This is a genomic window from Ruegeria sp. THAF57 (assembly GCF_903914075.1).
Lineage (GTDB): Bacteria > Pseudomonadota > Alphaproteobacteria > Rhodobacterales > Rhodobacteraceae > Ruegeria.
Window position 1 is genome coordinate 335,642 of record NZ_CAIWNQ010000004.1, and the last position, 25,902, is coordinate 361,543.

The 25,902-nt window shown below is 56.2% G+C and carries 24 protein-coding genes; 7 read left to right on the forward strand and 17 right to left on the reverse strand.

The features are described 5' to 3' along the window. Positions 1–437: 437 nt before the first annotated feature. From RUESEDTHA_RS12965 to purC, 6 genes are all read right to left on the reverse strand, one after another. Entirely contained in the window at positions 438–1,772 is a 1,335-nt protein-coding gene (locus RUESEDTHA_RS12965; RefSeq protein WP_171125158.1) for a sigma-54 dependent transcriptional regulator, read from the reverse strand. 12 nt (positions 1,773–1,784) lie between these two features. Beyond that, positions 1,785–3,563: an ATP-binding protein gene (locus RUESEDTHA_RS12970; RefSeq protein ID WP_180887242.1), complete on the reverse strand. Its 1,779-nt coding sequence runs from the start codon at positions 3,561–3,563 to the stop codon at positions 1,785–1,787. Positions 3,564–3,599: 36 nt separating this feature from the next. Further along, on the reverse strand, positions 3,600–4,268 hold the full coding sequence (purQ, locus tag RUESEDTHA_RS12975) for a phosphoribosylformylglycinamidine synthase subunit PurQ (RefSeq protein ID WP_180887243.1): 669 nt from the start codon (positions 4,266–4,268) through the stop codon (positions 3,600–3,602). A gap of 11 nt (positions 4,269–4,279) precedes the next feature. Then, positions 4,280–4,501 (reverse strand): hypothetical protein, encoded by a 222-nt coding sequence (locus tag RUESEDTHA_RS12980; protein WP_180887244.1) that lies wholly within the window; start codon positions 4,499–4,501, stop codon positions 4,280–4,282. Positions 4,502–4,505: 4 nt separating this feature from the next. Further along, positions 4,506–4,736 (reverse strand): phosphoribosylformylglycinamidine synthase subunit PurS, encoded by a 231-nt coding sequence (gene purS, locus RUESEDTHA_RS12985; protein WP_170683997.1) that lies wholly within the window; start codon positions 4,734–4,736, stop codon positions 4,506–4,508. A gap of 174 nt (positions 4,737–4,910) precedes the next feature. Next, positions 4,911–5,666 carry a phosphoribosylaminoimidazolesuccinocarboxamide synthase gene (purC, locus tag RUESEDTHA_RS12990; protein ID WP_171121706.1) on the reverse strand — a complete coding sequence of 252 codons (756 nt, stop codon included), beginning with the start codon at positions 5,664–5,666 and terminating at the stop codon, positions 4,911–4,913. A 187-nt stretch (positions 5,667–5,853) separates the two neighbouring features. Between purC and RUESEDTHA_RS12995 the strand changes: the two genes are divergently transcribed. After that, a complete protein-coding gene (locus RUESEDTHA_RS12995; RefSeq protein WP_171121358.1) occupies positions 5,854–6,171 on the forward strand; it encodes a DUF1476 domain-containing protein in 318 nt (105 codons plus the stop codon). Between the two features lie 123 nt (positions 6,172–6,294). Further along, positions 6,295–7,308: a betaine--homocysteine S-methyltransferase gene (gene bmt / locus RUESEDTHA_RS13000; RefSeq protein ID WP_180887245.1), complete on the forward strand. Its 1,014-nt coding sequence runs from the start codon at positions 6,295–6,297 to the stop codon at positions 7,306–7,308. 3 nt (positions 7,309–7,311) lie between these two features. On the opposite strand, the gene RUESEDTHA_RS13005 is transcribed toward bmt, so the two are convergent. The 10 genes from RUESEDTHA_RS13005 to RUESEDTHA_RS13050 form a co-directional block, all read right to left on the reverse strand. Beyond that, positions 7,312–8,088: an enoyl-CoA hydratase-related protein gene (locus RUESEDTHA_RS13005; protein ID WP_180887246.1), complete on the reverse strand. Its 777-nt coding sequence runs from the start codon at positions 8,086–8,088 to the stop codon at positions 7,312–7,314. Between the two features lie 74 nt (positions 8,089–8,162). After that, complete coding sequence (locus RUESEDTHA_RS13010) at positions 8,163–8,618, reverse strand: cytochrome c-type biogenesis protein (RefSeq protein ID WP_180887247.1); 456 nt, start codon at positions 8,616–8,618, stop codon at positions 8,163–8,165. Continuing rightward, entirely contained in the window at positions 8,615–10,579 is a 1,965-nt protein-coding gene (locus tag RUESEDTHA_RS13015; RefSeq protein ID WP_180887248.1) for a heme lyase CcmF/NrfE family subunit, read from the reverse strand. Before RUESEDTHA_RS13015 ends, RUESEDTHA_RS13010 begins: the two co-directional genes overlap by 4 nt. Before the next feature lie 76 nt (positions 10,580–10,655). Next, the gene (locus RUESEDTHA_RS13020) at positions 10,656–11,234 is read right to left on the reverse strand and encodes a holin family protein (RefSeq protein ID WP_180887249.1); all 579 of its coding nucleotides are present in this window, start codon (positions 11,232–11,234) and stop codon (positions 10,656–10,658) included. Then, on the reverse strand, positions 11,225–11,836 hold the full coding sequence (locus tag RUESEDTHA_RS13025) for a holin-associated N-acetylmuramidase (RefSeq protein WP_180887314.1): 612 nt from the start codon (positions 11,834–11,836) through the stop codon (positions 11,225–11,227). The genes RUESEDTHA_RS13020 and RUESEDTHA_RS13025 overlap by 10 nt, the downstream gene beginning before the upstream one ends. 120 nt (positions 11,837–11,956) lie before the next feature. Next, positions 11,957–12,403 (reverse strand): cytochrome c maturation protein CcmE, encoded by a 447-nt coding sequence (ccmE, locus tag RUESEDTHA_RS13030; protein ID WP_171121351.1) that lies wholly within the window; start codon positions 12,401–12,403, stop codon positions 11,957–11,959. A 7-nt stretch (positions 12,404–12,410) separates the two neighbouring features. Next, positions 12,411–13,439, reverse strand: coding sequence for an N-acetyl-gamma-glutamyl-phosphate reductase (gene argC / locus RUESEDTHA_RS13035; protein ID WP_180887250.1), 1,029 nt, complete (start codon positions 13,437–13,439; stop codon positions 12,411–12,413). 94 nt (positions 13,440–13,533) lie between these two features. Further along, a complete protein-coding gene (locus RUESEDTHA_RS13040) occupies positions 13,534–14,343 on the reverse strand; it encodes a glutamate racemase (RefSeq protein WP_180887251.1) in 810 nt (269 codons plus the stop codon). Between the two features lie 8 nt (positions 14,344–14,351). Next, a complete protein-coding gene (locus RUESEDTHA_RS13045; protein WP_180887252.1) occupies positions 14,352–15,230 on the reverse strand; it encodes a lysophospholipid acyltransferase family protein in 879 nt (292 codons plus the stop codon). Positions 15,231–15,310: 80 nt separating this feature from the next. Next, positions 15,311–18,730, reverse strand: a complete 3,420-nt coding sequence (locus tag RUESEDTHA_RS13050; protein ID WP_180887253.1) for an indolepyruvate ferredoxin oxidoreductase family protein — start codon at positions 18,728–18,730, stop codon at positions 15,311–15,313. Between the two features lie 169 nt (positions 18,731–18,899). Here RUESEDTHA_RS13050 and RUESEDTHA_RS13055 point away from each other — a divergent pair, with 169 nt between their 5' ends. The 5 genes from RUESEDTHA_RS13055 (at position 18,900) to grxD (ending at position 25,554) form a co-directional block, all read left to right on the forward strand. Beyond that, the gene (locus RUESEDTHA_RS13055; RefSeq protein ID WP_180887254.1) at positions 18,900–19,805 is read left to right on the forward strand and encodes a LysR family transcriptional regulator; all 906 of its coding nucleotides are present in this window, start codon (positions 18,900–18,902) and stop codon (positions 19,803–19,805) included. A 278-nt stretch (positions 19,806–20,083) separates the two neighbouring features. Continuing rightward, the gene (locus RUESEDTHA_RS13060; protein ID WP_180887255.1) at positions 20,084–22,333 is read left to right on the forward strand and encodes a mechanosensitive ion channel family protein; all 2,250 of its coding nucleotides are present in this window, start codon (positions 20,084–20,086) and stop codon (positions 22,331–22,333) included. A 154-nt stretch (positions 22,334–22,487) separates the two neighbouring features. Next, positions 22,488–24,647 (forward strand): phosphoribosylformylglycinamidine synthase subunit PurL, encoded by a 2,160-nt coding sequence (gene purL, locus RUESEDTHA_RS13065; RefSeq protein WP_180887256.1) that lies wholly within the window; start codon positions 22,488–22,490, stop codon positions 24,645–24,647. A 135-nt stretch (positions 24,648–24,782) separates the two neighbouring features. Next, entirely contained in the window at positions 24,783–25,019 is a 237-nt protein-coding gene (locus RUESEDTHA_RS13070; RefSeq protein WP_171121343.1) for a BolA/IbaG family iron-sulfur metabolism protein, read from the forward strand. 172 nt (positions 25,020–25,191) lie between these two features. Beyond that, complete coding sequence (gene grxD / locus RUESEDTHA_RS13075; protein WP_180887257.1) at positions 25,192–25,554, forward strand: Grx4 family monothiol glutaredoxin; 363 nt, start codon at positions 25,192–25,194, stop codon at positions 25,552–25,554. Here grxD and RUESEDTHA_RS13080 read toward each other — a convergent pair whose 3' ends face one another. Beyond that, complete coding sequence (locus RUESEDTHA_RS13080; protein WP_180887258.1) at positions 25,555–25,899, reverse strand: MliC family protein; 345 nt, start codon at positions 25,897–25,899, stop codon at positions 25,555–25,557. Positions 25,900–25,902 lie beyond the last annotated feature (3 nt).

The window sequence follows — 25,902 nt, forward strand, 5'->3', positions numbered from 1 at the left end:
GTCAGGGCGATTTCGGACGGCGCGCAGCAGGGTCCGGCGCTGTGGCCCCCTGCCCGTATGGTCAATCGTTGCGCGCGCGTCATCGCGGTTCTTCTCCGACAGGCGCGGTCCTACGCTGCCTGCCCATTTATTCCTATCACCCGTATAGACGGGTTCAGGCGTTCACTTGCCCCGCTAAGGGGCACAATCGGTCTGCGCAGCCTGTGTGGGAGATTGTCACCACCTGCGGCATTGCAGCGAAACTCAAAGATTCGGGACTTGGGGGCGCAAAAAGGCCCGGCCCGTTCGGTTACAATAAAAGCAGTCCTGTGGAAAAGACAATGGGCAAACTGCATGACAGTGCCTTCTAGCAGGCATCTGCACCTTCTTCTGTTCAAAAATACTTCGGGGGTGAATTGAGCCAATGGCTCAAGAGGGGGCTGGCCCCCTCCTCGCCTTTACAGATAGTCCGAACGCTGAAGCCCGTACTTGGCCATTTTCTCGTTCAAGGTACGCCGTGGAAGGCACAGTTCCTCCATCACGGACGCGATTGAGCCTTTGTGGCGGCGCATCGTATTGTCGATCAACATGCGTTCGAATGCCTCGACATACTCTTTCAGAGGTTTACCTTCGGTCGTCATCACCGGTTGCATTTCTTCGTGATCCGACATCAGCAACGAAGCAATGGTGCCCGAGCCGCGACGCGATTGCAGAACAGCACGCTCGGCAATATTGATCAACTGACGCACGTTGCCCGGCCACGGAGCTTGCAACAACTGCGCTGCTTCCTGAGCACTGACCTGCGGTGCGTCACAGCCATATTCCTCGGCAAATTGCTCACTCAGACGGGTGAACAATGTCAGGATATCCTCACCACGCTGCCGCAACGGGGGCATGGTAATCCGCAGCGCAGCCAAACGGTAGAACAAGTCAGGGCGCAGCACATCTTCGCTGGTCTTGCCAGCCTCTTGAAGGTTTGAAATTGCTATTATACGCGTTTCGGCCGGTGTTCCCTGATCGTTCATCACACTCAGCAGCCGCGCTTGTAACGTATCGCTCAGGGCTTCGATATCTTCCAAGACCAAAGTCCCGCCGCGCGCCTCTTCGATCGCTGGTAATTGTGCGTCTTCGGGCATCATCGGTCCGAACAGGCGCTTTGACAGGGCCTCTTCCTCAAGCGCAGCACAAGACACCAGAACAAACTTCTTACCTGCCCGGCTGCCAACAGCGTGCAATGCATGAGCCACTAGCGTCTTGCCAGTACCTGTTTCGCCGTCGATCAGCACGTGGCCGTCGGCCTGACCCAGATCCAGAATGTCTTCACGCAGACGGTCCATCACAGGGCTGGCACCGATCAACTTGTTCATGATCTGCGTGCCGTCCGATAATTCCCGCCGCAGGGCACGGTTGTCGAGCGTCAGGCGCCGCGCGTTGCTGGCGCGCTTGGCAAGCTCTGACATCCGATCCGGGTTGAACGGCTTCTCAAGAAAATCGAACGCCCCGACCCGCATGGCCTCTACCGCCATGGGAACATCGCCATGTCCGGTGATCATAATAACCGGCAGAGTGCTGTCCGCACCCATCAGCTTTTTCAACAATTGAATGCCATCCATGCCCGGCATCTTGATGTCGGAGATGACGATCCCGGGGTATTCAGGCCCAAGAACCTTGAGCGCATCTTCGGCACTGGAAAAGGTTTCCGTGTCATATCCCGACAACGCCAACCACTGACTGATCGACTGGCGCATGTCCTGTTCGTCGTCCACGATGGCAATCTTCATGGCTTGTGCCATAGTCTTTCCCCGTTATTCCGCGGCCGCAAGGCCGTCGCTTCCTAGTGTCGGCAGCTGCATTTCAAACACCGCGCCTCCGTTCGGGCTGTTGCGCGCGGTCAGCCGTCCGCCATGGTCGTTCACGATCCCGGACGAGATGGCAAGCCCCAGCCCAACGCCATCGCCGGGTTGTTTGGTCGTGTAAAAGGGCTCGAACAGGTTTTCGATGTCTTCGATCCCGTGACCATTATCCCTTACAGTCAACACCGCCATGTCGCCCACGGCCAGAATTATTTCGACATCTGGCTCTGTTACAGATTTGGTGGCATCCAGCGCATTCCGCAAGAGGTTCACCATGACCTGTTCAATCCGCATCCGATCCCCCATCACAAACACGGGTTCTTCCGGGAGAATTTGCGTGATCTTAACATGACGCTGCCGCAGTTGCGGTTCCATCATCGACAGGGCCGAGGCCAGCGCTTCACCAAGATTTACAGGCGAAAACGCATCCGCGCCCTTGCGCGCATAGGACTTGAGCTGTCGAGTAATGGCTCCCATCCGCTCGATCAGGCCGTCGATGCGGCCAAAGCTGGCCAACGCCTCTTCGGGGCGGTTTCGGCGCAACAGCAGGCGTGCGCCCGCCAAATAGGTTTTCATTGCAGCCAATGGTTGATTCAACTCGTGACTGACCGCCGCCGACATCTCACCAAGGGCTGCAAGTTTTGAGCTTTGCGCAAGCGTCTGTTCTGCCACTTCCAGCGTCTTTTCGACCCTCTCACGTTCAGCAATTTCCCGCTGTAGCCTTGTGTTCAATGCGCGAAGCTCTGCCGACTCGCGTTGGAACAAGGCCATGCGGAAGGTTGCCCGGCGACTGAGCGCATAGAAGGCAAGCGCCAGAAGAATCGCAAAACCCATGATTTCCAGCGCGATGACGCTGTTCACCTTTTCCCGAATTGAGGAATAGGTCGTGAACGACGTCATTTGCCAGCCTCTGAACGGAATTCGCGTGTCCAGTCGCATCACGGCTTCGCCTTGCAGATAGGCGTCTGGTGGCAATGCCGTCCAATCGGTTGTCGCGCGGATGGCACGTTCAATCGCGCCTTCGGGTGGTTGACGCACCAGGGCTGCACTTTCTTCCAGTCCCCGCCACTTCGGTTCAGTCGAAAGAATAATCGTGCCGGTACTATCTGCCACCATCACCGCGTCAGAGATACCGGCCCAGGCACGCTCGAACTTTTGCAGGTCGACCTCGACAACGATAACCCCAAGAATATCCGAACCGGCGTCCATTCGGCGTGAGTAGGTAAAGCTGTACGACCCGGTTTCATTCTCGATAACGGTGAAAATGGTCGAATTCGCGCGGACAGCCTCCACGTAGTATGGAGAGTTCCGGTGCGCTTCGCCCAACCTGCTGCGATCAGTGGCGGCAACGGTGCGCCCATCACTGTCCAACAGCATCAAAGATGCCGCGCCAATTTCTTCAACAAATGATATAAGGCGCTGAGTGGAAAGCGTAAAATCGCTGGATTGCAATGCCGAAATCAGGGTTGGGTCCCGCGCCAAAAGCTGTGGAACAATTGCGTTCCGGCGCAGTTCACTCAGCAGGTTGCCGGAATACAGGGCCAGGCGCAGTTCGGCCCGGTTGCGTGTGGATTCCGTAAACCGATCTGTTAATAACCGGTTGGTTACCCAGATTGTTGCAACGGTCGCAATCAGTAGAATGGAAACCGCAACTCGCAGGCGCCAACCCAATGGCGCGCCGCGGAAAGGTTTTTGCAGTGAAGCCCACCCTGAGCGATCGTCGGAACTCATACCCGGAAACTACGCGGGCTTGTCTGCGACCTCAAGTCATGCAGGTGCAAGCACGCCTGACAATGCGCGGAACAATGCCGTTCCGTCTGTTCCACCGTGGCCTTCGTCTGCCGCACGTTCGGGATGCGGCATCATTCCAAGAACGCGACGGTTTTCAGACAAGATACCAGCGATGTCGCCAACCGAGCCATTCGGATTCTCGGTATAGGTGAACGCCACCCGATCCTGGTCCCGCAGTTGATCCAGCGTGGCGTCATCTGCGAAATAATTGCCGTCGTGGTGGGCAATTGGAATCCCGATCACATCCCCTGCATTATATCCTTCGGTAAATGCACTGGCGCTGGTCTGGACCTTCAGGCCGACCGTTCGGCAGATGTACTTGAGGCCAGCATTTCGCAGCAAAGCACCCGGAAGGATGCCGGTTTCGGTCAGAATTTGAAAACCGTTGCAAATACCCAGCGCGTAGCCGCCCCGCTGTGTGTGATCTACGACTGCCTTGCAGATCGGCGACTGCGCAGCGATCGCACCGCAGCGCAGATAATCACCGTAAGAAAAACCACCGGGTACGCCGACAATGTCCACCCCCTCGGGCAAGGCGGCGTCCTTGTGCCAGACCATATCAACCTGAAAGCCGGCCTGTTCGAAGGCTACGGCCAGATCTCGGTCACAGTTCGAACCGGGAAATACGATGACTGCTGCGCGCATTACGGGGCCTCCTAATGCAAATAATCGGCGACCACGGCAACGCCAAGTGGCGTCGGATGATCAACGGCGGCAAGTTCTTCACTTGCCAGAGACAGTGAATTCTGACGTGACGCCAGCGGGCTCAGATCAACACCGCCCCCAGCGATCAACGATACAAGTGAAGGATAGCGCCAACTTGGCATTCCACCGGCGCCGAACACGGCCAGCCGCCCGGAATAGAGCGCATCCCGCATCCCGTCAGACCAGTTCGATTTCGTAGCGTTCGATGACCGTGTTGGCCAACAGCTTTTCGCACATCTGGGTCACGTCGGCTTCGGTCGCGCCTTCAGCCAGTTCCAGGTCGATCACTTTGCCCTGGCGCACGCCTTCGACCTGATCGAAGCCCATAGCGCCCAACGCATGACGCACCGCTTCACCCTGCGGGTCCAGAACCCCGTTCTTGAGCATCACATGCACCCGTGCTTTCATTCCTGCAACTCCAGCTAAGGGCCTTCGGTCACGGCCCGTTCCGTTGCGCGGGGGATAACGCGCCTTTGGCCATTCGACAACCCTTGTCCGCACGCAGTTTGCCGCAGGACCGACGGCAAATAAAAAACGCCGCAAACAGGTGCGGCGTTTTATGGTCAGATTGAGGCCATCGCCTCAATTGATAAGTGTCGGCTTGGTCACATTGCTTTTGGGCAGAACACCCAGACGACGCGCCACCTCGGAATAGGCATCTGTCAGGCTGCCCAGATCGCGGCGGAACACGTCCTTGTCCAATTTCTGGCCCGTTTCAATATCCCACAGGCGGCAACTGTCCGGGCTGATCTCGTCGGCTACGATCAAGCGTTGAAAATCGCCCTCAAAAACGCGGCCGATCTCGATCTTGAAGTCGACCAGTCGGATACCTACCGCCAGCATCATGCCGCTCATGAAGTCGTTCACACGCAATGCAAGGCTAAGGATATCGTCCATGTCCTGCTGGCTGGCCCAACCGAATGCTGCAATGTGCTCTTCAGTCACCAGAGGGTCACCCAAAGCATCATCTTTATAGCAGTACTCGACGATAGGTCGCGGCAACTGCGTTCCCTCAGCAATCCCAAGGCGCTTGGACATTGTTCCGGCCGCATAATTGCGCACGATCACTTCAAGGGGTACGATCTCGCAACTGCGAACCAGTTGTTCGCGCATGTTGAGGCGACGAATGAAATGGGTCGGCACGCCGATCTGGTTCAGGCCGTTCATGAAGAATTCGCTCAGACGGTTGTTCAGAACGCCTTTGCCGTCGATGACATCCTTCTTTTCTGCGTTGAATGCAGTGGCGTCATCCTTGAAATACTGCACGATTGTGCCCGGCTCGGGGCCTTCATACAGAATCTTCGCTTTGCCTTCGTAGATTTTCTTGCGACGCGCCATAAGCGACCCTTCCAGACTGTTGAGCCGGGGATTTCCCCTGCTTCTTCGCGCTCTCATAGTCCAAGCCCCACTTTCCCGCAAGTTCGACGACCCGAGGGGCTTTGACGCAGCGCAAATACCTTGCGTCTGGACGCAGCTATAGTCATATCATCAATTAAGAAGATGTAATCCAAGGGGTCCCCAATCAATGACCACGTTTGACGAACGCGAAAACGCCTTTGAAGCCAAATTTGCGCATGATGAAGAGATGCAGTTCAAGGCACAGGCACGCTGCAACAAGCTTTTGGGCCTTTGGGCCGCGGAAAAGCTGGGCAAGTCCGGTGCTGAGGCTGAAGATTATGCGAAAACCGTAGTGATCGCCGATATGGAAGAAGCAGGCCACGAGGACGTGGTTCGTAAAGTGTCCGGCGACCTTGGCTCTTTGTCATCCGATGATGAAATCCGCGCGAAAATGGCTGAGCTTTTGCCTGAGGCCAAGGCGCAGATTCTGAGCGAAGCTCAGTAAGGCAAACGCCCACCTCATGATCTTCATGAGTTTTATGAATTTGATTTGATGCCCCGTCCATGAGAGACGGGGCATCTTAGTTTATACGGCCTTGTTCGGCCTTGCCGACATCTGGAAACCTCAATGACAAACGCGCTCAACACATTTCTGGAAACCAACGATACGATTCTGGCTGATGGTGCCACCGGAACAAACCTGTTCAATATGGGTTTGCAATCCGGCGACGCGCCTGAGTTGTGGAACGTGGATGCACCCGAAAAAATCAAGGCTTTGTATCAAGGCTCGGTCGATGCGGGCAGTGACCTGTTTCTGACAAACACGTTTGGTGGAACATCGGCGCGGTTGAAGCTGCACGATGCCCAAAACCGCGTGGCCGAGTTGAACCGGGCCGGCGCTGAGTTGGGCCGCGAGGTCGCTGACAAAGCCGGACGCCCCGTAATCGTCGCCGGTTCGGTCGGCCCGACGGGCGAGATTATGGAACCCATCGGAAGCCTGTCCCATGCTGGCGCTGTCGAGATGTTCCATGAACAAGCCGAAGCGTTGAAGGCTGGCGGTGCGGATGTTCTTTGGCTTGAGACAATCAGCGCCCCGGAAGAGTTCCGCGCCGCAGCCGAAGCTTTTGCGCTGGCCGACATGCCCTGGTGTGGCACGATGAGCTTTGATACCGCCGGGCGCACCATGATGGGCGTCACTTCGGCAGATTTGGCCCAATTGGTCGAGACCCTACCGAACCCGCCCGTGGCCTTCGGTGCGAATTGTGGAACTGGTGCATCTGACATCCTGCGCACCGTTCTTGGTTTTGTGGCCCAAGGGACCGAGCGCCCGGTGATCTCAAAAGGCAACGCAGGCATCCCAAAATACGTCAACGGCCATATCCACTATGACGGCACGCCCGAGTTGATGGGGCAATACGCAGCGATGGCACGTGATTCCGGCGCGACGATCATTGGCGGCTGCTGTGGCACCATGCCAGCGCATCTTCGAAAGATGCGCGAAGCCCTTGATACCACTTCGCGCGGCTCTCGCCCTACACTGGATCAGATTACTGAGGCACTCGGGCCGTTTTCGTCAGCCTCGGACGGCACCGAAGAGGCGGATGTGCCCGAACGCAGGGCCCGCCGCCGTCGCAGAGCATAAGGTTTAGCGCCCCTCGAATTTCGGGGGGCGTTTTTCCATGAAGGCCACCACGCCTTCGGCAAAGTCTCGGGTTCGTCCGCATTTGCCTTGTAAATGGGCTTCGATCTCTAACTGCTGACTTAGCGTCTTGTCGTAAGTACCCCGAATGGCTTGCTTGATCGCTCCGAAACCGGCAGTTGGACCTTTGGCAAGATAGGATGCGCGCTTGCGCCAGTGCGCGTCAAATTCCTCATCAGGAACAGCTTCCCAAATCAAGCCCCATTCATCAGCTTGCCGCGCGCTGATCTTATCGGCGAACAAGGCTGCACCCATGGCCTTTGCGAACCCCATCTGCCGTGGTGTGAACCATGTGCCGCCCGCATCGGGCAGCAATCCAATTCGCGCAAAAGCCTGAAGGAAATACGCACTTTCTGACGCGATCACAACATCGGCACACAGCGCAAGGTTGGCCCCTGCCCCGGCCGCAGCGCCATTCACGGCAGCGATGGTGGGAACCGGACAGTTATAAATCGTTTCAAGCATTGGTTCGTACTCATCCCGAAGAGTACGCTCGAGGTCGATTTTGCCAGTGCTTGAGGAATCTCCCAGATCCTGACCCGAACAGAACGCGCCGCCTGCACCTGTCAGTACGACTGCGCGGGCATTGCGCGCTGCGTGTTTCATGGCATGTGTGACTTCGGCCCGCATCTGCGCGGTCATCGCATTCATTTTGTCTGGCCGGTTCAATGTGACTACTGCCAGATCATCGGCAACGTCCAACAACAGCGTTTCGTAGTCCATGCGTTCCTCCCGTTCGTCCTAGATTTCACGCGACCCTGACGCAATTACCTTGAGAGGGAAAGCCCGACGAACCGTTAGTCCTTAAGAATTTGTTCTAACCGCTCTTTTTCAGTGTCGGTCAGGGCCTCACCGCCTGTGGATTGTTGCGCGTTTGACCGCTTGCGCACAAAGTTCCAACCCAGACCCGCTGCGATCAACAGCATGATTGGACCGGCCAGCCACAGCACAAGGTTTGCCCCAGAAGAGGTAGGCCTCAACAGAACGTATTCGCCGTAACGATCCACGATGAATTTAATCGCCTCATCATCGGTGTCGCCTGCGACCAGTCTTTCCCTAAGCAAAAGGCGAAGGTCACGTGCAAGGTCGGCATTGCTTTCATCAATACTCTCGTTTCGGCACACAAGGCATCGCAGACCTGTGCTCAGGTCGCGCGCGCGCTGTTCTAGAACTGGGTCGTCCAGAACTTCGTCCGGTTGAACCGCCCACACGGGCGATGCAAGAAACGCGAGGATCAAAAGCAGTCGTTTCATTCTGCGGGAACTCCACCCGAAGGGGCCTTGCGCGCACCTGCCGCAACACGGAAGCGGCGGTCAGACAAGCTGATGAAGCCACCAAGGGCCATAAGAATACAGCCACCCCAAATCCAGTTGGCCAGAGGTTTGATATACGTCCGCATCACCCAGCCACCGTCAGCCTGTTGATCACCGATCACGACATATACGTCGCGCAGAAAACGATAGTCGATTGCCGCTTCGGTGGTGGGCATTCTGGCAACCGGATAGTCGCGTTTTTCCGGATACAGGGTAGCGACAGGTCGTCCATCCTTTTCCACCAGAACTTCGGCCATGGTTGAAAAGTAGTTCGGTCCCTCTACCCGCCGGACATCTTCCAATGTGAACGTAAACTGTCCCACATCGAATGGTTTTCCCGGTTGGGCAACACGAATATCCTCAACCTCCCACGCGGTAAGGCCCGCTATGGCGAACATTGTAACGCCAAGCCCCGTATGCGCGACGGCTTTGCCCCAATCAGCGCCGGGAAGGCGGAACAGACGCGACAGGTTGCCTTTGCGCCCGGTGCGGCTCCAAAGATCCACAGCTGCGCCAAAGGTAATCCATGCGCCCAGAAACAGACCTGCAGGCCCCAATGCACTGCGACCGGTCTGCATTGCCCACACCAACAGCGCCAGAGCCACCGCCAGAACAAAGGCAAAGCGCAATGAATAGGCGGCTTTCGCAATCTTGCCCCGTTTCCATGGAAGCATCGCCCCAACAGGAAGGGCTATTCCCAAAGCAATCATGAATGGCGTGAAGGCCGCGTTGAAGAACGGTGGACCAACCGAAAGCTTCCGGTCAAACGCCATTTCCGCCACCATCGGCCACATCGTTCCGAAGAACACGACAAAGCAGCTTACGGCCAGCAGGATGTTGTTAAGAACCAGCGCGCTTTCGCGGCTGACCATGCCGAAGACGCCCTTTGCCTCCATCGCCTGAGCACGGGCTGCATACAGGGTAAGCGCCCCGCCAATAAAAATGACAAGAATGAACAGGATGAACACACCGCGTTCCGGGTCATTCGCGAAGGCATGAACGGATGTCAGCAGGCCGGATCGAACGATAAACGTCCCGATAAGAGAAAAGCCAAAGGCAATGATGGCCAGAAGGATAGTCCAGCTTTTGAGGGCTTCGCGTTTTTCCACTACGATGGCGGAATGCAACAAAGCCGCCGCCAGAAGCCATGGCATAAACGATGCGTTTTCAACCGGGTCCCAGAACCAGAAACCGCCCCAGCCCAGTTCATAATACGCCCACCACGATCCCAAAGCGATGCCAATCGTCAGAAAAATCCACGCCGCCAAAGTCCATGGCCTAACCCAGCGGCCCCATGCGGCGTCGATGCGCCCCTCGATCAAGGCGGCGACGGCAAAGCTGAACGCCATGCTCAACCCCACATAGCCCAGATACAAAAACGGGGGGTGAAACGCCAAGCCCGGATCCTGCAACAGAGGGTTCAAGTCCTGCCCGTCGAACGGGGCAACGATGAGCCGGTCGAAAGGATTAGATGTGAACAGGATGAACGCATAAAACGCGACACCAATAGCGGCCTGTACTGACAGAACACGGGCCTTGAGTGTGGGTGGCAAACCAGCGCCAAAGAAGGCAGCCATTGCACCAAACAGCGCAACGATAAGAACCCACAGAAGCATCGACCCCTCATGGTTTCCCCAGGTTCCGCTGATCTTGTAAAGCATCGGTTTCAGCGAGTGGCTGTTTTCCACGACGATGCGCAGCGAAAAATCCGACGTCATAAAGGCCCAGACCAGCGCGCCAAAAGAAAATGAGACCAGCGCGAATTGGGCAATTGCAGCCGTTTCTCCGAACTTCATCCAACCCGTCCAGCGGTAGCCCGCGCCGATAAGTGGGAATACCGTCTGAACAATCGCGACGAGAAAGGCGAGTATCAGGGTGAAGTGACCGAGTTCAGTAATCATGGCCCCGCATATAATCCTGATGCGGGGCGATAACCAATAACTTTCGCCCCGTAGGGGCGCACATAGTGTCGCGGCTTCAGCCGGACCGCTGATGCCTCCAGTCCTCCAGTGCGCGGTTCATATCGGGCCGAAGCGCGTTTTCCGCCAATTCGGCGTCAGTGCCGGGGTCAGCGGAACCAATGGCTTCGGTACGCAATCCCTCAATTAGCCTAATATTTTCCACGACTTGGGGCACGCGCTGAACTGCCGCGGATAGCTCTCGTTGCAAATCTTGTGCCTTGGCCTGATGGCGGGCGCCAAAATAAAAGGACACGATCACACCCAACAACCACCACAACGGCTCAGGAACCAAAGCAATGCCCTGCATCCGGGCTGCGAACCAAAGCGGATCAACCATTGCAGCGACAAATAAGCCAAGTGTGCCAAGGGCCAGCGCCGGTCTAGGTAAACGATTAAGACCATCCAGCACCCGATCGTACCTGCTTTTGTTGGCCGCGCTGAATTCGGTGCCGAATTGGAGCATTGCCTGTTGTTGCAAGGTCAGATCACGAACGGCTGCGTTTTCGGCATTTTGGCGAAAAACCTCAGTTGTTTCGCGTACCACGTTCCTTCCGCCGCCAAAGAGGAACGTCAAAACCTCGGATATCAGTCCCATCCCGCCACCCTTGTCTGAAACTCTGCATCACTCAGATGGTAAACCGGCGAGATGAATTCCTCGGCCCGGCGTATCCACCCACCTTTGCCGCCTGCCCGCGTCCGTGCATATTTTCTGGCCGAGGGTCGGCGGTCTGCTAATCGGAAATAATAATTCCTCCGAGCCACTCCATAGGCGTCTTTCAAGGCCACAGGTTCTGGTCGCGAAGCCTTTTGTGCGGCGTTTGCTGTCTGCGGTCCAACAACCCCATCTACATTTACTGAATACCCCATATCGCGCAATAATATCTGCAATATTTTAACGGCTTGCGCGCCAGAGTTGACATACATATCGAATAACGAAGACTGTAAATTCCTTGGCAAAAGCCCCAGACGCGGACCCTTGAAGTAATGGGTTACAAAAATGTCGACCGCCTGTGATTTGTTAAGCAGTCTCACATCTTCCCTGTTTACCTTTCCGTCACCAGAAAGGTCCAAACCAAGCCGTCGCATTGTGTGGATTGTTACACCATACTTGGTTGCGCCGCCCGGGTCGTCTGGGTCATCAACAAACCCGCCTTCTCGGGTCACAATCTGTGTGGCGATTTGTCGAACCGTCTGCACCGCACCCTCCTTCAAAGTGTGACAGAACGGTCAGTCAATAGTGTTAAGACCAGAAAACAAGAAAGGGCGCTGCATAGTCTTCCTACGCAACGCCCTTGTGCCTAGTGGAAATTCGTCGGATCAGCCTTCGTCGGCGTGTTGATAAACGCCTTGTTCCTTGAGGGCATCCACTACCTCTTTCGGCATGTAGGTTTCATCATGTTTCGCAAGTATTTCAGTCGCTTCAAAAACACCATTTACGTAACTTCCGGTGCCGACCATGCCCTGATTTTCTGAAAACAGGTCTGGCAAAACACCCGTAAAGGCGACTGGCACGCTTTCTCCGCCATCCGTCACAACAAATGTCACCGTTTCACCCTGACCGCGAACAATCGAGCCTTCTTCGACAAGGCCGCCTATCCGAAACACTTCGGTCGGTTTGGGTGGTTCAGCGATCACTTCACTGGGCGAGCGAAAAAAGTTGATACCGTCCTGCAGTGCCCACCCAATCAACACCGTCGAGGACACCAAGGCCACAACGGCCAGCAGAATGATTTGTACGCGACGACGTTTCTTGAGTGACTTCATGATATCCTCACGGGAACAGAGGGGCCATCATTAGACCAGCGGTTTCAGCTTCACCTAACATCAGGTTGGCATTCTGCAAGGCTTGTCCACTGCTACCTTTTGTCAGGTTATCCAACGCACCGATCACAATTGCGCGGCGTTCAATCCGGTCTGCAACCACGCCAATATGGCAAAAATTCGAACCCCGCACATGGTGCGTCGAGGGCGTTTTACCATAGGGCAACATCTGGATGAACGGCTCATTCTGATAGGTCTTGGCCAATGCCTCATAGACACTGGCAGGATCGCCCTTGACGTAGGTGGTCGCCAGAATTCCCCGGTTCGCCGGTATCAAGTGCGGCGTAAACTGAACGTGCACAGGGCGTCCGGCCAAGGCGGAAAACTCCTGATCAAACTCTCCGAGATGCCGATGCGTGCCGCCAACAGCGTAAGCATTATACCCTTCGCTGAGTTCCGCGTGCAGTAGGTTTTCCTTGAGTGAGCGCCCTGCCCCCGACACGGCGCATTTGAGGTCCAGAACGATGTCGTCCAGATCAATCACCCCGGCCGAGATCAACGGGCGCAGAACATATTGCCCCGTCGCGGCGTTGCATCCCGTTCCCGCAACGAGTCGAGCTTGGCGAATGTCGTCGCGATAGAACTCGGTCAAGCCATAGACGGCTTCGTCTTGCTGTTCCAAGGCCACATGAGGGTTGCCGTACCACTTTTCGTATTCGTCGGGGTCACGCAATCTAAAGTCTGCGGACAGATCAACGATCTTTAACGCTTTAGGCAGATTGCGGATGACTTCCTGACTGGTCTTATGCGGCAGCGCGCAAAAACACAGGTCAACTTGCGAGAAGTCGATTTCAGATATCTTGCACAGATCCGGCAGGTTCATATGACGCAGATGAGGAAAGACTTGCGCCATCGGTTGGCCCGCTTTGCGCTCGGCGGCAAGGGCGGTGATTTCCATGTTCGGATGTTCGGCGATCAACCGAACAAGTTCAGCGCCGGTATATCCCGAAGCGCCCAGAATTGCGATTTTATGGGTCATCTGAGACCTCTTGTTTCTGAGTGTCACACATTACGATCGCCGAAGTGACGATCTTTGAACTAAGGGGCCAGCCGGGAACAATCCTTGACCTAAGTCAGGCGGCCTCGAATGTGATTTGTCGTCGGAGGAACTGTGTCGCCCGATCACTGACAACGTCTGGCTTCCCGGTTGTCAAAAAGCCGCCTGTCCCTTCGCCAAGCATCTTGGGGTGCCGCTGCAGGTAATCTGCCAGGCTTTCCGCCACCAGATCGCCCTGACTGAACACCTCGACATTGGTGCCAAGTGCCTGCTGGAACGTGTCCGCCATCAACGGGTAATGTGTACACCCCAAAATGGCGGCCTGCGGCTCGGGCATCTTGCGTTTGAGCGCATCGACATGGCTGCGAACCAGCGCCTCGGCCAAAATCATGTCGCCATCTTCGATCGCATCGACAACGCCACCACAGGCCTGAGCCTCGACATCCACACCGATCGCCCGGAAAGCCAGTTCGCGCTGAAACGCTCGGCTGGCGACGGTGGCCGGGGTTGCAAACAGGGCAACATGTTTCACGGCAACTTCGCGCGGGGGACTGTTATCGCCCCACTGACGTTCCGTTAGCGCTTCGATCAATGGAACGAATACACCCAGAACCCGTTTGCCTTCTGGTACGCCCTCTTCCTGCATCCGACGCAGGGCAGCGGCGCTTGCCGTGTTGCACGCCAGAATCACCAGATCACAGCCGCGGCTCCACAGATCGTTCACAGCGCTGCGCGTCAGATCATAGATGTTTTCGGCGTCCCGCACCCCGTAAGGCGCGTGAGCGCTGTCTGCGAAATACAGAAAATCCACGTCCGGCAGACGTTGCTGCGCGGCGTCCAGCACGGTTAAACCGCCCAAACCAGAATCAAAAATACCTACTGCCATTTGCCCCTTCAGGCGCGATGCCGTTCCTCGAATTCATAGCCGTAGTCATAGGACCTTAGCGGCTTTGGAGACAGCTCATACGTGGCTTTGCGCAGGAAATCCATCATCTTGCGCGTATCCTTTGCCAAAGGGTTCAGAACGTCGCGGCCAATCGGCTCTCCGATGGCGACTTTGACAGGTGTATCTACGCGCTTTTTGAACTCTTTGATCAACAAACCCATACGTAAAGTGCTGTGCAGATGGCTGGCGATCTGAAACAGGCGCGAGGTGTGGCCGTCAAAAAAGACAGGAACCACAGTGGCGTTCGACTTGGCGACCATCCGCGCGGTGAACCCGCGCCACCCCGGATCCATCGGGTGGGAGAACGGTTTTGCGCCCGTGCTGACAGTGCCTCCGGGGAAAATGCCGATTGCGCCACCCTCACCCAGGTAGTTCAAGGCTGTTTTCCGAGTCTCCAGGTTCAGCTTCACCGCTTCTTTCGTGTCATCAAACGAAATTGGCAGCACGATGCGGTTTAGGTCCTCAGCCTTTCGGAACACTCTGTTCGCCAGAATGCGGAAATCGCCACGGGTCTGGGATAGCATATGCCCCATCATCATCCCGTCCAGAATGCCATACGGATGATTGGCGATCAGGATCAACGGCCCAGTCTTGGGAATATTCGCCAGTGACCCGCCAACTACATCCAGCGAAAGACCGTACCGATCCACCATCACCGACCAGAAATCGCGCCCATTGGCGACTTCTTTCTCGTACCCGTCCGCCCGCTTGATCAACCGCATCCGGCCGGTTGTATTCTCCATCAGCTTAATGACCATGCGTCCGCCCTTGGTTTCGGCGGAATAAGCATAAGAAATGTCACGTACGACATGGCGGCGCGAGGGCATGGACGACTCCGGGGTTTGTTGCCTGCTATTTATGTGCAGGCATCAACTTTGCCTAGATATCGTGACAGGGCTGTGACGATTTACTCGGCGGCTGCGCGCAAATCGGGCCCTCCGCTTCGGATCGTTGCCAACAGTTCTTCGCGACGCTTGGCTGCTTTAGCCTCGTTTTCCTTCAAAACAGGTCCGAAACCCCGGATATCCAACGGCAACTGGGCCAGCGCAACAACGGCGTCTTTTGTCTGCGGCGTGATCAGCGAAGACACCTCTTTGAAATCACGCTCATATTGCTTGATCAAAGCACGCTCCATGCGCCGTTCCGTGCTGTAGCCGAAAATATCCAACGGTGTACCGCGCAGGAATTTAAACTTGCTCATTATCTTAAGCGGACCCAGCATCCATTCGCCAAAATCGCGTTTGCGTGGGCGTCCGTCCGGTCCGGTACCGCCCAGCAATGGAGGGGCAAGGTGGAAGGTCATCTTGAAGTCCCCGTCGAATTCAGCAGCAGCCTTATCGCGGCTGGACAACAGCAAGCGGGCAACCTCGTATTCATCCTTATAGGACAACAGCTTGTGATACCCTTTTGCTGCGGCTTCTTTGACTTCCGCATCCTCGAACGAGTCAATCAGTTTCCGGTATCGCTTTGCCAGTCGGGCACTTTGGTACTCGGATAGATGATTTGCCCGGAACTCGATCAGTTGATCCAGAGTTTTGGGCAGTTCGGCAACCTTGGGGCGCAGAATTTCGCTGACTTTTTCGGGGTGCAAAACGGCCCAGCGTCCAATGTCGAATGCCCGTTTATTGCGCTCAACCGCAGTTCCGTTCAGTTCTATCGCCGTCAAAACGGCCTCATGGCTGATTGGTAGCAACCCGCGCTGCCATGCGGCCCCAAAAACCATCATGTTGGAATAGATCGAATTCCCCATTACCGCACGCGCCAGATCGGTGGCGTCAAAAAGGGAAACGTCGTCTTTCAAACGCGCCTGCAATGCCAGTTCCAGCCTGTCACCGGGAATACGGAACTTGGTGTCTCGCGTGAAATCACCCGTGACTGTCTCGTGGCTGTTCACCACTGCTCCTGTCTGACCTGCGCGGGTTAGACCAAGTGTCGTGGACCCGGCGGACACGACAAGATCACCGCCGATCAATGCGTGGGCCTCACCCGTGGCGACGCGAATTGCGCTTATGTCTTCGGGCCGGTCGGCGAGGCGACAGTGAATGTGCACTGCGCCACCTTTCTGCGCCAGCCCAGCCATCTCCATCATCCCGGCGCCTTTGCCGTCGACCTGAGCGGCCTGCGCCAAAACCGCGCCAAGTGTAACAACCCCGGTGCCGCCAATACCGGTAATCACCACGTTATGAGTGCCATGGATCGTCGGCAGAGTGGGCAAAGGCAGGTCGGGCAGGTCAATCTCGGTTGTGGCTTCCTTCCGGATTTCCGCCCCTTCCAGGGTAACAAAAGAAGGGCAAAACCCTTTCAAACAGGAAAAATCCTTGTTGCAACTGGATTGATCAATCGCGCGCTTACGCCCCAGTTCTGTCTCTTGGGGCACGATCGACACACAGTTCGACTGAATGCCGCAATCGCCGCAGCCCTCGCAGATATCGGTATTGATGAACACCCGCTTGTCCGGATCGGGGAAAGTACCGCGCTTGCGACGCCGCCGTTTTTCGGCAGCGCAAGTCTGTACGTAGACGATAACGGAAACCCCTTCGATGTCTCGGAACCGTTCCTGAACATGCATGAGTTCCGCGCGTTCAAATGTCTCGACTCCGGCGGGCAGAGCCTTGAAGTTCACATCCTCTTTCTCGTCATAGACCAAAGCGACGTCCTTTACGCCCATCGCCTTAACTTCGGCTACGATCCGCTCGGCGGTCAGGTCGCCTTCATTCCCTTGCCCGCCGGTCATAGCAACCGCGTCATTGAACAGAATCTTGAAGGTGATGTTCGTTCTCGCAGACAATGCCGCCCGGATGGCCTGCACCCCGGAATGATTATAGGTTCCATCCCCAAGGTTCTGGAACACGTGCTGAGTGGTTGAGAACGGCTCTTCACCGATCCAGTTCGCGCCCTCTCCGCCCATTTGGGTAAAGCCGGACGTATTCCTGTCCATCCACTGAACCATATAGTGACACCCGATGCCGGCATATGCGCGGCTTCCGTCCGGCACTTTGGTCGAGCTGTTATGCGGACAGCCCGAACAGAAATACGGAAGGCGGGTCGCGATCTCTTCGGCGTTGTCGGCGCGTCGGGCTGCGGACAACGAATCGAGGCCGCCGCGAATGCCGTCGGTTTCACGACCTTCCTCGATCAGGATTTCTCCTAGTTTCTCGGCGATCATAATCGGGTCAAGCGCGCCACGGGTCGGGAATAGCTCCTCCCGGTGCAGCGTACCTGCGCCGCCCTTGTACCAGCCGTAAACGCGGCGCCCCCGGCGATCGTCGAAAATGGCTTCTTTGACCTGAACTTCGATCAATTTTCGCTTTTCCTCAACGATCACGATCAGGTCCAGCCCTTCGGCCCATTCGTGGAACCCGGCCATGTCCAGCGGGAATGTTTGCCCGACCTTATAGGTCGTGATCCCAAGCCGTTCGGCCTCGGCCTCATCGATATTCAAAAGTGACATGGCGTGAACAAGGTCAAGCCAATTCTTCCCGGCAGCTACAAAACCGATCTTGGCACCGGGTTTGCCCCAAACCCGCTTGTCCATCTTGTTGGCGCGCGAGAATGTTTCAGCCGCAAACCGCTTATAGTCGATGATCCGTGCTTCTTGCAGATGTGGTGTGTCGCCAAGCCGGATGTTCAAGCCGCCCTCAGGCATCTCAAAGTCCGGCGTTATCACCTTCATTCGGTCCACGCTGCCATCCACGACGGACGTCACTTCGATCGTGTCCTTCATCGTCTTCAGACCAACCCAGACGCCAGCAAACCGGCTGAGTGCAAATCCATAGACGCCATAATCCAGAATTTCCTGAACCCCGGCCGGGCTGACCACGGGCATATAGGTGTCGACCAGTGACCACTCGGACTGATGCAAAACGGTCGAGCTTTCGCCAGTGTGGTCATCGCCCATCGCCATTAGAACGCCGCCGTGCTTGGCTGTACCAGCCATATTCGCATGACGCATCACGTCACCAGATCGATCAACGCCGGGCCCCTTGCCGTACCAAAGGCCAAAGACACCGTCGTATTTTCCATCCCCACGCAAACCAGCCTGCTGGCTTCCCCACAGCGCCGTGGCCGCAAGGTCTTCGTTCAAACCGTACTGAAAAGTGACATCGCTTTCGGCCAATTGCTTCTGAGCGCGGATCATCTGCTGATCAACGGCCCCAAGTGGTGATCCCCGATACCCGGTCACCAAACCTGCTGTGTCTAGTCCTGCTTGTTTGTCCCTTGCCTTCTGAATCAACATCAGGCGCACCAAAGCCTGTGTTCCGTTCAGCAGAACCGGGTTCTTCTCCAGATCGAACCGGTCATTTAGCGATATCAGTGGCTGACTCATCAGACGTCTCCCCTCGTCAGATCAGTGTGCTTCATTTATACACATATTAGGTCACAATTCCTGACCTGTATAGAGTTTATCCTCTGAAACATAAGGATTTCACCGTTTGAATGTGGAAGTTGTTACCTATTTCATATAGGCATTCCGAAGGATAACGAAAGTTGCGGCGATGGACTGGGACAAGCTTAGGATATTTCATGCAGTGGCCGATGCAGGCAGTCTAACCCACGCGGGCGATCGACTGAACCTGTCGCAATCCGCCGTAAGCCGCCAAATTCGGGCATTGGAAGAATCGCTTGATTCGACCCTGTTTCACCGTCACGCCCGCGGCTTGATCCTGACCGAACAAGGTGAGCTGTTGTTCGATGCAACCTCGGCCATGTCCAAACGATTGGATGCTGCGGCAGCACGCATCCGCGACAGTGAAGAAGAGGTTTTTGGTGTTCTGCGCGTCACAACGACCTTCGGGTTCGGAACGCTTTGGTTGGCACCGCGCCTCCCTAAACTTTATGAGCAATATCCTGACCTGAATATCGACCTGATGCTGGAAGAACGTGTGCTGGACCTGCCAATGCGCGAGGCCGACGTTGCCATCCGTATGAAGGAACCCAGTCAGGCCGACCTTGTTCGCAAACGGTTGATGACCGTGCAGATGCAGCTTTATGCGACAAAGGAATACCTTGCCGAAAACGGTACGCCCGGGTCACTCGAGGAAATTTCGACCCATCGGCTGATCTGTCAAACTCCGGCAGCCCCACAAGTAGGCGCAAGCGCATCAATGGTTCGGCATCTCATGACCTATAACCCCGGGTCGTTGCTGACAGTGAACAACTATTTCGGCGTCTTACAGGGCGTTTTGCACAATCTTGGTATTGGTGTTTTACCGGACTATGTGACCCAGGATTTCCCACATCTGGTTCCGATTTTGAGCGATATCGAAACGGCCGATGTCCCCGTTTACCTCGCGTACCCCGAGGAATTGCGCCATTCCAAGCGCGTTGCGGCGTTTAGGGATTTTGTTCAGGATGAAATTATTGAACAACGCAAGCAACTGAAGCAAATGGGAAAACTATAGCTATGCACGAAAAGCATAGCGGACATTCCCATTCATCAGTCTGAAAAATCTTGATCGTTCATAAACTGATCCCTAAATGAGCACTCGAAGGCGGTGATGCTGAAACGCTCATCATCTTCATACCTCCCTGTTGGACTATGGCCGAGCTTAGTGCTCGGCCTTTTTTTTGCCTTCAAGCATCAGAACGGGCCTTGAGTCGGTGAAACATCTGGGAATGCCGGGCACTTAGACCTATGATCCGAGAAAAATACCAATACATGTGTTCGAGGACAGATTCGATGTTTCACCCATTTCGCCTTCTTTTGGCGATGCTGTCAGTTATTCTACTTTCAGGGCCTCTGGCCGCGCAGGAAAGCGGTACTTCCGGTTCGACAGCCTCCATCTCAATTCCCGAGGATCTGACACCCGAGCAGGTGGATGACCTTGTTGCGCGCATGTCCGACGATCAGGTTCGCGCCATTTTGCTGGAACGCCTCGACGCTGTGGCGGCGCAACAGGCCGAAACCACTCAGGCCAGAAAGGGTCTGATCCAAACGATTTCAGACACCGTCACCAGCATGACTGCCTCGTGGCTGGACGTGATCCGAAAGATACCCCTTTTGGTAAGCGCCCAGGTCGAGGCTTTCTCGAACTTCGGAGCGAACTTCGGTTCAAGTGGCCTCATGTCGCTGTTTGGATTTACGTTCCTGGCGCTGGCGATTGGGTATGCGGCGGAAAACGTCGTTGGTCTGTGGACGCGCCGCTGGATCAAGGTTGTCGATGGCGACGCATCATCGAACCTTCGTGGGGCCGTGACCTTTCTATTCAAACGGTTCCTGTTCGAGTTCCTGGGCCTGCTGGTCTTTTACTACACCCTCGTTTTTGTCGGACGGCAGTTGTTGAACGAACAACAGATTGCTCAGGCGGCCCCCTTTGTATTCTACATGATCTGGTTCCCGCGTCTGGGTGCGGCTATTTCACGGTTTATTCTGGCGCCCAAACAGCACGACCTGAGACTTGTGAACGTCGATGACCATTGGGCAAAGTATCTGCATCGGAACCTGATTGGCCTTTTCCTGCTAATCGGATTCACGCTGTTCATTCTGGACTTTAACGCGCTCAATGGTGTCATGCCGGGTGAATCGCGCTTGGGATTCTGGCTCAATACAGCGATCCATATCTATATCGGCGTGATCGCGTGGCGCGCGCGTGATGGACTGTCTGACATGATGCGGGGGTCTGACCCCGACCGCACGCGTTTCGACGAAGAGGTCGCGCGCCTTTATCCCTATCTGGCCATAGGTGTCTCGGCGGGTACATGGCTGCTTGTTGAATACCTTTCGGCACAGCGCAACCCGGCCGTTTTCGAGTTGCTGGCGCATGGCGCCCATTTCACCACCATGTTCTGGCTCCTGATTGCGCCGGCGTTGGATACGCTGATCCGTGGGCTGGTCCGCCACCTTCAGCCTCCGATGCTGGGCGATGGACCGGTTGCAGAACGCGCCTACAAGTCGACCAAGCGCAGCTATATCCGCATTGGTCGGGTTCTGGCTGGTATCCTGATCATTCTGATGATCGCGAACGCCTGGGATCTGGATCTGCAAGAGATTGCGGGCGGTGGAACAGAATCTGGCAGCAAGGTCATTCAGTTCTTTATCATCATCGCAGTCGGTTACATCCTAAACGAAGCGGTATCCCTGTGGATCAACCGCCGGCTGGCCAAGGAACAGACCGCGGCCGAACAAAGCCCCGACGAAGAAGCCGGCGAAGGCGGCGGTGCTGGTGGGTCCCGTCTGGCGACGGTCCTGCCTCTGTTGCGCGTGACGGCGCAGGTCTCGATCGCTGTGATCTTCTTGCTGCTGGCGCTGGGGGCGTTGGGTATCAACATCACCCCGCTGCTGGCTGGTGCTGGTGTCCTGGGTCTGGCCATTGGTTTTGGCGCGCAGAAGTTGGTGGCTGATATCGTCGGCGGCATCTTCTTCCTGATTGATGATGCCTTCCGCGTCGGTGAATATGTCGATGTTGGCGGCACAATGGGAACGGTTGAGAAGATTTCGATCCGCTCCATGCAACTGCGACACCACCGCGGACCGGTTCACACGATCCCTTACGGCGAAATTCAGAAACTGACAAATTTCAGCCGCGACTGGGTGATTATGAAGCTGAAATTCACCGTTCCATTCGATACCGATCCAAACAAGGTCAAAAAGATCTTCAAGAAGATTGGGGCCGAGATGATGGCAGACGAAACCCACAAAGACGGGTTCCTTCAGCCATTCAAATCTCAGGGTGTGTTTGATTTCGACGATGTTGGCATGATCATCCGAGGTAAGTTCATGGCCAAACCGGGCAAGCAGTTCACGTTGCGTAAGGAAATCTTCAATCGCGTGAAAGCGGCCTTCAAGGAAAACGGCATCGACTTTGCCCGCCGCGAAGTGCGCGTAGCGATCCCCGGCTTGGAAGAGGCCGAGAACCTGACGGAAGAACAAAAGGCAGCAGTCGGCGCAGCCGCGGCGGATGCCGTCAACAAGGGTGAAGCACCTGCCTGACCCGGTTCTTTCTTAGTCAACACACGGGCCCTGCACGATTGCGGGGCCCGTTTTTATTTATCTAGACCGCCCTGCGGTGACTTGACCCTTCCCACGGGCGCGTCCTTGCCCTACAAGGCGCGCAATCTCGGCCCCTTTGGACACAGGACAGACGATGCAAGAGCCCGCCATCACCCCGGATCTGATTGCCGCACACGGGCTGAAGCCCGACGAATATGACATGATACTAGAGATCATCGGGCGCGAGCCGACCTTTACAGAGCTGGGCATCTTCTCGGCCATGTGGAACGAACACTGTTCGTACAAGTCGTCCAAGAAATGGCTGCGCACCCTGCCCACCTCGGGCCCTCAGGTGATCTGCGGACCAGGCGAAAATGCGGGTGTGGTCGATATCGGCGATGGTCAGGCCGTGGTGTTCAAGATGGAAAGCCACAATCACCCGTCCTACATCGAACCCTATCAGGGCGCGGCGACCGGCGTTGGTGGTATCTTGCGCGACGTTTTCACCATGGGCGCGCGCCCTATTGCGTCTATGAATGCGCTGTCCTTTGGTGAGCCCAGCCACCACAAAACCCGTCAGCTTGTGAATGGCGTGGTCGAAGGCATTGGCGGCTATGGAAACTGCTTTGGCGTTCCTTGTGTGGGCGGTGAGGTTCGCTTCCACCCTGCCTATAACGGCAACTGCCTTGTAAACGCCTTCGCCGCCGGTCTAGCCGACTGCGACAAGATATTCTACTCGGCTGCCTCGGGCGTCGGGATGCCAGTCGTATATCTGGGCGCTAAGACCGGCCGCGATGGCGTGGGCGGTGCGACCATGGCCTCGGCTGAATTCGATGACACGATCGAAGAAAAGCGTCCCACCGTTCAGGTCGGCGACCCCTTCACCGAAAAACGCCTGATGGAAGCGACGCTGGAACTGATGCAGACCGGCGCCGTGATCTCGATTCAGGACATGGGTGCGGCTGGCCTGACCTGCTCTGCCGTTGAAATGGGCGACAAGGGCGGCCTTGGCGTGCGTCTGGATCTGGAAAACGTGCCCCAGCGCGAAGAGAACATGACCGCCTATGAGATGATGCTGTCTGAATCGCAGGAACGGATGCTGATGGTTCTTAAACCCGAGCTTGAGGCCGAGGCCCGCGCCGTGTTCGAAAAATGGGATCTGGATTTCGCCATCGTCGGCGAAACCATTGCCGAAGACCGGTTCCTGATCGTTCATAATGGCGAGGTCAAAGCCGATCTGGTGCTGTCGAAACTGTCCTCGACCGCGCCGGAATATGACCGCCCGTGGGTTGAAACACCCGCAGCCGAAGAATTGCCCGAGGTTCCACAAATCGACCCGATTGACGGATTGCGCTCCCTGCTCGCCTCGCCCAACTATGCGGGTAAGCAGTGGGTCTATGAACAATACGACACCATGGTAATGGCAGACACCGCCCGCACGCCCGGTCTGGGCGCTGGCATGGTGCGCGTGCATGGCACCGACAAGGCGTTGGCCTTCACCAGCGACGTGACCCCCCGCTATGTGCGCGCCAACCCCGTTGAAGGCGGCAAGCAGGCGGTGGCCGAAGCCTATCGCAACCTGACCGCTGTTGGGGCCACTCCGCTGGCGACCACAGACAACCTGAATTTCGGCAACCCCGAAAAACCCGAGATCATGGGCCAGTTCGTCGGCGCGATCAAAGGCATCGGCGAAGCCGTCGCCGCGCTGGACATGCCCATCGTGTCGGGCAACGTCTCGCTTTACAATGAGACCGACGGTCAGGCGATCCTGCCCACGCCCACCATCGGCGCGGTGGGCCTGTTGACCCATACCGACGACATCATCGGCAACGAGGTCCGCGAAGGCCATGTCGCGCTGGTCATCGGTGAAACCCAGGGTCATCTGGGCCAATCCGCCCTGCTGGCCGAGGTGTTCAACCGCGAAGACGGCGATGCGCCCCATGTCGATCTGGACGCTGAAAAACGCAATGGCGATTTCATCCGCGCCAACCGCGAGATGATCAAAGCTTGTACCGATCTGGGCGATGGTGGCCTTGCGCTGGCCGCGTTTGAACTGGCCGAGGCGGCTGGTGTGGGCGTTTGCCTCGACGAAGCTTCGACCGAGTTCCTGTTTGGTGAAGATCAGGCCCGTTATCTGGTCGCCTGCAACTTTGATCAGGCCGAGGCGCTGATGATTGCTGCGGCTCAGGCGGATGTACCCGTGGCCTCGGTTGGCCGTTTCACCAAAGACGCGGTTCGCATCGGAAGCTCCGAAGCCCCGCTGGAGGAATTGGCCGGGACGTTCCGCAGCAGCTTTGCCGCCGCTGTCGCCTGATCTTAACAGGGCTTTGCAATGCGAAACCTGCGCTGTTTCAAGCGCAGGTTTTGTGCGTTTTAGCCCGACACCACACCCTTGCACGCCCCGCCCGGGCACTCTACATCTTGGGAAAGACCTTCAGGAGTTACCTACATGCCGATGAGCGCCCACGAAATCGAACACCTGCTGCGCGAAGCTTTTCCGGATGCGGAAATTCAAGTCGGCGGCAACGATGGTGTACACATGTCCGCCATGGTCGTGGATGAGAGTTTTCGCGGAAAAAACAGGGTTCAACAGCAGCGCGCGGTCTATGCAGCCTTGAAAGGCAAAATGGACGGCCCAGATGGAGAATTACACGCGCTGGCGTTAACGACCAAGGCGCCCGAATAACTCGATTGGCTTGGGAACTTCTGGATTTTGAAATTTGGCCAGAAAACCCCTGTCACGACGAAGACCCACCTTTGAGTCTGAAGATTGCCAATATGACTAAGGTGCGGGTGGAAAACGAACGAATTGAACACGAAACTGGCGCCCCTGAGCGCTATCGACAAGGAAACGCAGGATGAGCGACGTTAAGACCCAGATCGACGAAACCGTCAAAGCCAACGACGTGGTGTTGTATATGAAAGGCACCAAGGAAATGCCTCAGTGTGGGTTCTCGTCCCGCGTGGCTGGTGTGCTGAATTTTATGGGGGTCGACTACACCGACGTAAACGTTCTGTCCGACGAAGAGGTCCGTCAGGGTATCAAGGATTACTCCGACTGGCCGACCGTTCCGCAACTGTATGTCAAAGGCGAATTCGTCGGCGGGTGCGATATCATCACCGAAATGACCCTGTCGGGTGAATTGGATACGCTGTTTGACGACAACGGTGTCGGCTACAACAAAGACGCTGCGGACAAAATCCGCGAAGCGAACGCCTGATTAACGGCTGGAGCAATCCTTTAGAATGTCCTGCTCACTGGCGGCGTCGCCCGTCGCCAGATAGCTGACCATGGCATCCCAGCCTTTGGACCGCAGTATATAAGTGCCGTCCTCACCCGTAGATTCATAGCGGATACCCGAAGCGCTGGGTGCCTGTTTAAGTGAAATTAGGGTGTCGTCAACCAACATCGCCGCCGCGCTGGATCCGTCAGTCGCGTTGAAATACGTCACTTGAAGCGGGACGTTATTCTCACAGGTAAATGTGACAGGCAGTATGTCTATCTCAGCCTGCGCCGATCCGCCTGACGCAAGCATCGCAGCGGCAAAGATTCCAATCCTGAACATGCG